The sequence below is a fragment of the Bradyrhizobium sp. UNPF46 genome (genome assembly GCF_006658625.1).
In the GTDB taxonomy this organism is placed as follows: domain Bacteria; phylum Pseudomonadota; class Alphaproteobacteria; order Rhizobiales; family Xanthobacteraceae; genus Bradyrhizobium; species Bradyrhizobium nitroreducens.
Map to the genome: position 1 here is coordinate 180,767 of NZ_LFJB01000027.1, position 7,346 is coordinate 188,112.

The window sequence follows — 7,346 nt, forward strand, 5'->3', positions numbered from 1 at the left end:
CGAGAGCGTCGGGCAACAGGTTCATGTGAATTCACGCAAGGCGCGGCGACGCCTCGCATGAAGCGCGTTTAGGAGCAATGGATGGCCACCAAGGCAAAGACGCTGCAGGCGAAGGACAAGGAAAAAGACGACAAGGCAGCGGATGCTCCGGAGAAGGATTCCCAGGACGCGCCCTCGCCCTTGCTCGATCTGTCCGACGCGGCCGTGAAGAAGATGATCAAGCAGGCCAAGAAGCGCGGCTTCGTGACCTTCGATCAGCTCAACGAAGTCTTGCCGTCCGACCAGACCTCGCCCGAACAGATCGAGGACATCATGTCGATGCTCTCGGACATGGGCATCAACGTCACCGAAGCCGACGACTCCGAAGGCGAGGAGGAGAAGGACGAGGGCGAGGACGAGACCGACAACGAGCTCGTCGAGGTCACCCAGAAGGCCGTCACCGAGGTCAAGAAGAGCGAGCCGGGCGAGCGCACCGACGATCCCGTGCGCATGTATCTGCGCGAGATGGGCACGGTCGAGCTCTTGTCCCGCGAGGGCGAAATCGCGATCGCCAAGCGCATCGAGGCCGGCCGCGAGGCGATGATCGCGGGCCTCTGCGAAAGCCCGCTGACCTTCCAGGCCATCATCATCTGGCGCGACGAGCTGAACGAAGGCAAGATCTTCCTCCGCGACATCATCGATCTCGAAGCCACCTATGCCGGCCCCGACGCCAAGGCCGGCATGAACACTGCGATGATCGCAGGTCCCGCCGGCGAGAACGGCGAAGCCTCCGCCGAGGGCGGCCAGCCTGCCGCCGCCGGCGCGCCCGCGCATGTCGCCCCGCCCGCAGCGCCTCCGGCGCCGACCCCGTTCCGGGCGGCACCTGCCGGTGGCGAAGCCGAGAAGGATCCCGCCGAGTCCGCGGCCGAAGCCGACATGGACGAGGACGACGAGTTCGAGAACCAGATGTCGCTTGCGGCCATCGAGGCCGAGCTCAAGCCGAAGGTCGTCGAGATCTTCGACAAGATCGCCGAGAGCTACAAGAAGCTGCGCAAGCTGCAAGAGCAGGACATCCAGAACCAGCTCGAGAGCACCTCGCACGGTCCCTCGCTGTCGCCGCACCAGGAGCGCAAGTACCGCAAGCTCAAGGACGAGATCATCGTCGAGGTGAAGTCGCTGCGCCTCAACCAGGCGCGTATCGACTCACTGGTCGAGCAGCTCTACGACATCAACAAGCGCCTCGTCTCGCATGAGGGCCGCCTGATGCGCCTCGCCGACAGCCACGGCGTCGCGCGCGAGGATTTCCTGCGCAACTACACCGGCTCGGAGCTCGATCCGCGCTGGCTCAACCGTGTCTCGAAGCTGTCCGCCAAGGGCTGGAAGAACTTCGTCCACCACGAGAAGGACCGCATCAAGGACCTCCGTCACGAGGTGCATCAGCTCGCGGCGTTGACGGGCCTCGAGATCATCGAGTTCCGCAAGATCGTGCACTCCGTGCAGAAGGGCGAGCGCGAAGCCCGCCAGGCCAAGAAGGAGATGGTGGAAGCCAACCTCCGTCTCGTGATCTCGATCGCGAAGAAGTACACCAACCGCGGCCTGCAGTTCCTCGACCTGATCCAGGAAGGCAACATCGGCCTGATGAAGGCGGTCGACAAGTTCGAGTATCGCCGCGGCTACAAGTTCTCGACCTACGCCACGTGGTGGATCCGGCAGGCGATCACGCGCAGCATTGCCGACCAGGCCCGCACCATCCGCATCCCCGTGCACATGATCGAGACGATCAACAAGATTGTGCGCACGAGCCGGCAGATGCTCAACGAGATCGGCCGCGAGCCGACCCCGGAAGAGCTCGCCGAAAAGCTCGGCATGCCGCTCGAGAAGGTCCGCAAGGTCCTCAAGATCGCCAAGGAGCCGCTGTCGCTGGAAACGCCGGTCGGTGACGAAGAGGATTCACATCTCGGCGATTTCATCGAGGACAAGAACGCGATCCTGCCCATCGACGCCGCGATCCAGTCGAACCTGCGCGAGACCACCACGCGCGTCCTCGCCTCGCTCACCCCGCGCGAAGAACGCGTGCTGCGCATGCGCTTCGGCATCGGCATGAACACCGACCACACGCTGGAAGAAGTGGGGCAGCAGTTCTCGGTGACGCGCGAGCGTATCAGGCAGATCGAGGCTAAGGCGCTGCGGAAGCTGAAGCATCCGTCGCGGAGCCGGAAGCTGCGGTCGTTCCTCGACAACTGAGCGCAAACACCAATCCAGAGCAAAACGGCGGGCCGAAAGCCCGCCGTTTTTGTTTCGATCCCTTTCTCTCCGTCATTGCGAGCGCAGCGAAGTAATCCAGTCCGTCTCAGCGGAGGGATTCTGGGATTGCTTAGCTGCGCTCGCAATGACGGGCTGAGAGGCCTGCGTCCCCACGCAAGCAGCCGTTGCTTCATAGGCTGATCCCGCCACATTTTGGTCTGCTCAAACCTTGCATGGAAACGTCATGCTTTGACCGCGGTCCACCGCCACACCTCGACCGTGTTTCATGCCTCCGATCAATCACCTCTGCCCGAAGCGTCTGCACCCGGCGTCACGCCGCCGAGCGCCGCCGCGATCTGGCCGCCCCTGCGTCGCTTCATCGTCGGCGAACGGCGGCTCGGTCGCTTCATGGCCCGCCGCCGAGCGACGGCATTTGCCTATGAATTCCTTCGCTTCGGTATCAAGCAGGGCTGGGCCTGTCTGTTCGGCGGCATCGCGGTTGCGCTGATGATCGCGACCTGGCGCTACTATCCGGCAGCAGCGCCACTGGCCCGATACGACTTCCTGTTTCTCTGCATGATCGTGGTCCAGATCATGCTGCTCGCGACGCGGCTGGAGACGCTGGACGAGGCGAAAATCATCCTGATCTATCACGTCGTCGGCACGGTGATGGAGATCTTCAAAACGTCGGTCGGCTCCTGGATCTACCCCGACCCGAGCTTCTTCAGGATCGCCGGCGTGCCGCTGTTCACCGGCTTCATGTATTCATGCATCGGCAGCTACCTCTGCCGCGTGTGGCGCCTATTCGATTTCCGTTTCGAGCGGCATCCGCCGCGCTGGAAGCTGGTGGCGCTGAGCGTGGCAATCTACGTCAACTTCTTCAGCCATCACTATGTGCCGGACCTGCGCCTCGTTCTGTTCGGCGCAGCCGCGCTGCTGTTCGCGCGCACGACGGTCTATTTCAGGGTCTGGAACGATGACCGTTCGATGCCGCTGCTGCTCGGACTTATCCTGGTGACGGCGTTCATCTGGTTCGCCGAGAATATCGGCACCTTCACGCGGACATGGCTCTATCCGTCCCAGCAGCACGGTTGGGCGATGGTCTCGCCCGCCAAGTTCGGTTCGTGGTTCCTGCTGCTGATCATCAGCTACACGCTGGTGAGCCTGATCAACAAACCGCGGGTTCGGCGCGGGCCGAGCAAGACGGCTCCGGCCATGCCCGCGTTGGCGGCGGTGGCCGCGCTACTTCTTCTTCGCTCCGACCCGCTCGAGCCGCTTGATCTCCAGCGCCGGGCGGCCGCCCTTTTCGGCGATCTCGCGGTCCTGCTCCATGATGAAGTTGCGCGCGGGTTCGTCGCCGTCGAGGCCGCCGAGCAGCTCGGAGGGGACGCGGCGGTTGGAGCGTTGGGAATCGTCCTCATAGACGACGTTGAAGAAGGCAAATTCGCCTTTGGGATTGGTTCCGGGTTTCTTGGCCATGGCCGGCTTTTCGTCGATTGGAGCGCCGCAGTCAAATGACTTTGGCAGCGATCGACCTTGGCTGCGGCCCCCGACGGGGCATGGTGCGGCTGGTTGAACGGGCTGCGGGGCGGCTGCCAGGCGTTGATGCCGTCTGCTGGGTTCCTTCGCTGAAGACCCTGCCTCAATAAACGGCGGGCTCGGAGCCCGCCGTTTATTTTGGTCTTCAGTGTCGCCCGGGGCTGGCGGGGCGACAACCTAAAATAGAAGGTTATAGAAAGCGCCCTGCGATGGCAAGGCAAATCGAGGCGTGCTGGTGTCGCAGCGAGCGCAGCAGATATGCGCTGGTTGCGATATCCGGTGCTCGCGCATGTCGAAGCAATTGTTTGGATTATCGAACCACTTTGTTCATCTTCGCGAGGCCCGCGCAACGCAGTGCGTGACGTGCGTTGCGTCGGAGGGCGCACCAGCCTGCATATCTTCCCGCCTGCGTGCAGATACTGTGATCCCCTGGGCGCGAGGCGGCTCCACCGTCGCCGCGCATGTCTCAATGCGTGCGCGTGCGCTGCGCCACTTCCTGCATGGCGAGTCGCGATCCGTGTCCGCCGCCTTTGCCGTCGTCCTCCTTGCGCCCCTGCGCCATGATCGCGCTGCCCATCGCGGCCGAGCCGAAGGTGATGAGAAAGGACGCCAGCAGCAGTGCGAGCGCGATGCCGGGCGACGAGTCGGCGAAGATCAATTCGCGCAGATGTCCGGGATTGAGCCAGAGCAGGCCGCCGACGAGAATTGCCGCCGCGCAGGCGCCGATCGCAAGGTTGATGGCGAGCAGGCGAAACAGGGGAATGCGGAGCAGGGCGCTAGTTGGCCTGTTCTGATGGTCGGGCATGGCCGGTTGCCTCGGACTTTGTCGAGCCCGGATGACGGAGTGAATGGATGTCTGCCATCCATCTCATGTCATCCGTGCCGCGATATTGACCCGCATCAAACCCGGACGCAATGTTTCATGGCGCGACCAGCTCCACCCGCCGGTTGAGTGCGCGCCCCGCATCCGTCGCGTTGGACCCGACCGGCGCCAGCAATCCGACGCCGGCGGTGCGCAGGCGTGTCGGCACGATCCGAAAACTCTTCACCAGCTCGGCTGCGACCGCTTCCGCGCGGCGCTTCGACAGATCGAGATTGTATTCATAGGCGCCCTGGCTGTCGGTGTGGCCGACGATGAAGACGCTCAGCTGCGGCTGGCTCGCGAGCAGTTTTGCGATCTGCTCCAGTGTCGGGCGGCTTTCCGGTTTCAGCACCGCCTTGTCGGTGTCGAAATAGATGCCGTAGAGTGCGATGTGGCCGGTCTCCCCGAGGCCCTTCGCCATCGCGGCGGCGTCGACCATCTTGTTCGCGATGGCCCCGACCTCGGCGACGGTGACCTGCGCGGTGACGTCCTGGTTGTTCTGGCTGACGATGACGCTGGCATAGGTCTCGCGTCCGCCCTCGACCTTGCGGCCGGCAACATAGCGGTAGTTGAAACCATCGACCCACATCTGCGGCATTGGCAGCGCGTCGATGCTCTCGGTGAAGGGAATACCGCCGCAGGCGTCGGTGTCGCAGGCCAGCAAGGTCTCGAAGCCGGCCTTGGCAAGCTGCGTCTCGAAATTGCGCGACACCTCCAGGATCGAGGGCCCGGGATTGGTGCGATAGGCGATGCGGATGATGCGGCCTTCGAGCCGCCGCGCATCGGTCGGCTGGCCATCCCTGAAGCTCGCCGCCTGCATCCGCGCCGCATCGAAATCCTTCACGACATAGCCGGTGACGACGCTGCCGGCGAACCGGCCGATGCCGGGATAGTCGCGCGCGCCCGCCACGTCGCGCGTCTGCGCGGAGGCGGGAACTGCGTGCAGGGAGAGCAGGACGGCAAGGACGAGCATTCCCGGGATGTTTTGCGGCGCGGACATCGGCACTCTCTGTCGGTTGCGGGAGGGATGGGACGCAAGACATTAGTCTCGCGCGCCGCCCCGCCGGTTCTAACCGGCGCATCCTTCTCGAGCCGATCGTTCCGAAATTCGCTGCTGCCGACTTACGCCGCCGGAGCGGCGCGCCCGGCCGCCTCGCGCTGCCGCGCCGCCTGCTGGCGTTCCATCATGGTCTGCCACAGTGTTGCGATGCTGGCTTGCGTCTGCGGCGCGATCAGGCAGTGGCCTTCATTGTCGAAGCCGCAGAACCGAACGGAGGGGTCCTTCTTCACCTCCGTCAGCGCCTGGTTGATCATCTCCAGGCACGTGATGACCCCGCCGATGTCGGGCAGGCGGGTGTGATGCAGGATATCCATCAGGCGGAACGTCATCACCGCGGGCTGGCCGAAATTGATGCCGGGGCGGCCGAGCTCGAGCAGCACGTTCACGGCCGGAAGCACGCCCCTGATGTGCTCCAGCACGCCGGCGACGTCCTCCACGCTGCAGGCGACGAGGTGGGAGGCCTGGGGCGGGATCGTCACGGGCGCGCGCGGGCTGAGGCCGAGCGAACCGATCACCTCCTGCTCGATCCATTGCCGCACCGCTGCGGGGGCATTGCGGATCTGCTCGGCGGTCAAGGTAATTCCGGTCATGGGTGCCTCTCCTGGGTGGCTCTCTTCGCTTCCAATCTAGAAAGCAGGGCGTGAGACAGTTTGATGCGGATCAAGCCGTGTGCCTTGAAACCTCGTGCTTTGACGCTCGCTGCTTTCCCGGGCATGATCCGCGCGCTGCTTCGCGCCACGATTTTCCTTCAAGGGATTGCTCCACATGCTGAGACTGCTTCTCGCCGCCGCGTCCATCCTGTGTCTGGCCGGCGGGGCGGCGCAGGCCGCGCGCTGCGGCGGCGACTTCAACGCGTTCGTCGCCACCATGGCGCAGGAGGCCCAGGCGGCCGGCGTCTCGGCGAGTGTGACCAATGCGGCGCTCAGCGGCGTGACCCCTGATGGCGCGGTGCTCGCCTTCGACCGGCGCCAGCGCCACACCTTCAACAAGAGCTTCGAGCAGTATGTCTCGACCCGCGTCGGTCCCGGCCGCATCAATGGCGGCCGCGCGCTGCTGCAGCGCCACGCCGCGCTGCTCTCGCGCATCGAGCAGCAATTCGGCGTGCCGCGCTACATCCTGGTCGCGATCTGGGGCCTGGAGAGCGATTTCGGCAAGGGCGACATCGGCAAGATGCCGGTGGTCCGCACGCTGGCGACGCTGGCGCATGATTGCCGCCGCACCGATCTGTTCCAGGGCGAGCTGCTCGCCGCGCTCAAGATCGTGCAGCGCGGCGACCTGCCGCTGCGCGACCTCATCGGCGCCTTCGCCGGCGAGATCGGCCAGACCCAGTTCCTGCCGTCGTCCTACATCAAATACGGCGTCGATTTCGATGGCGACGGCCACGTCGATCTCCGCCACAGCGTCCCCGACGTGCTCGCCTCGACCGCGAACCTGCTCCACACCAATGGCTTCAAGATGGGCCAGCCCTACGGCGAAGGCACCGCCAATTTCGAGGCGATGCGCGAGTGGAACAGGGCGGTGATCTACCGGAAGACGATCGGCTATTTTGCCGACCGGCTGGCGGGGCAGTGAGGACACCCTCCCCTGGAGGGGCAGGGGAATCGCATGTGGTTTTGAGGGTGGTATTGCGCGGTCCAGCGATATGGATTCTGAAGAGGACTC

The 7,346-nt window shown here is 64.5% G+C and carries 6 protein-coding genes and 1 pseudogene; 3 read left to right on the top strand and 4 right to left on the bottom strand.

The window, feature by feature from the left end:
• Positions 1-81: 81 nt before the first annotated feature.
• Both rpoD and UNPF46_RS13220 read left to right on the top strand, forming a co-directional pair.
• Positions 82-2,223 (top strand): RNA polymerase sigma factor RpoD, encoded by a 2,142-nt coding sequence (rpoD, locus tag UNPF46_RS13215; RefSeq protein WP_142250297.1) that lies wholly within the window; start codon positions 82-84, stop codon positions 2,221-2,223.
• A 408-nt stretch (positions 2,224-2,631) separates the two neighbouring features.
• Positions 2,632-3,408, top strand: a pseudogene (locus UNPF46_RS13220) (DUF817 domain-containing protein); the annotation flags it as partial.
• Positions 3,409-3,465: 57 nt separating this feature from the next.
• Here the strand turns inward: UNPF46_RS13220 and UNPF46_RS13225 are convergent.
• The 4 genes from UNPF46_RS13225 to UNPF46_RS13240 form a co-directional block, all read right to left on the bottom strand.
• Entirely contained in the window at positions 3,466-3,702 is a 237-nt protein-coding gene (locus tag UNPF46_RS13225; protein ID WP_100178238.1) for a hypothetical protein, read from the bottom strand.
• A gap of 526 nt (positions 3,703-4,228) precedes the next feature.
• Complete coding sequence (locus UNPF46_RS13230) at positions 4,229-4,567, bottom strand: hypothetical protein (protein WP_142250298.1); 339 nt, start codon at positions 4,565-4,567, stop codon at positions 4,229-4,231.
• Positions 4,568-4,682: 115 nt separating this feature from the next.
• Entirely contained in the window at positions 4,683-5,624 is a 942-nt protein-coding gene (locus UNPF46_RS13235) for an OmpA family protein (protein ID WP_181769909.1), read from the bottom strand.
• Positions 5,625-5,746: 122 nt separating this feature from the next.
• A complete protein-coding gene (locus UNPF46_RS13240; protein ID WP_142250300.1) occupies positions 5,747-6,274 on the bottom strand; it encodes a hypothetical protein in 528 nt (175 codons plus the stop codon).
• 175 nt (positions 6,275-6,449) lie between these two features.
• Here UNPF46_RS13240 and UNPF46_RS13245 point away from each other — a divergent pair, with 175 nt between their 5' ends.
• Positions 6,450-7,256, top strand: coding sequence for a lytic murein transglycosylase (locus UNPF46_RS13245; RefSeq protein ID WP_100178242.1), 807 nt, complete (start codon positions 6,450-6,452; stop codon positions 7,254-7,256).
• The last annotated feature ends 90 nt before the right edge of the window (positions 7,257-7,346 follow it).

What these genes read in the sequence shown, in the direction of transcription:
- UNPF46_RS13235 (WP_181769909.1), bottom strand. Translation starts at nt 5,624, where the DNA reads ATGTCCGCGCCGCAAAACATCCCGGGAATGCTCGTCCTTGCCGTCCTG.
- UNPF46_RS13245 (WP_100178242.1), top strand. Translation starts at nt 6,450, where the DNA reads ATGCTGAGACTGCTTCTCGCCGCCGCGTCCATCCTGTGTCTGGCCGGC.
- UNPF46_RS13225 (WP_100178238.1), bottom strand. Translation starts at nt 3,702, where the DNA reads ATGGCCAAGAAACCCGGAACCAATCCCAAAGGCGAATTTGCCTTCTTC.
- rpoD (WP_142250297.1), top strand. Translation starts at nt 82, where the DNA reads ATGGCCACCAAGGCAAAGACGCTGCAGGCGAAGGACAAGGAAAAAGAC.
- UNPF46_RS13230 (WP_142250298.1), bottom strand. Translation starts at nt 4,567, where the DNA reads ATGCCCGACCATCAGAACAGGCCAACTAGCGCCCTGCTCCGCATTCCC.
- UNPF46_RS13240 (WP_142250300.1), bottom strand. Translation starts at nt 6,274, where the DNA reads ATGACCGGAATTACCTTGACCGCCGAGCAGATCCGCAATGCCCCCGCA.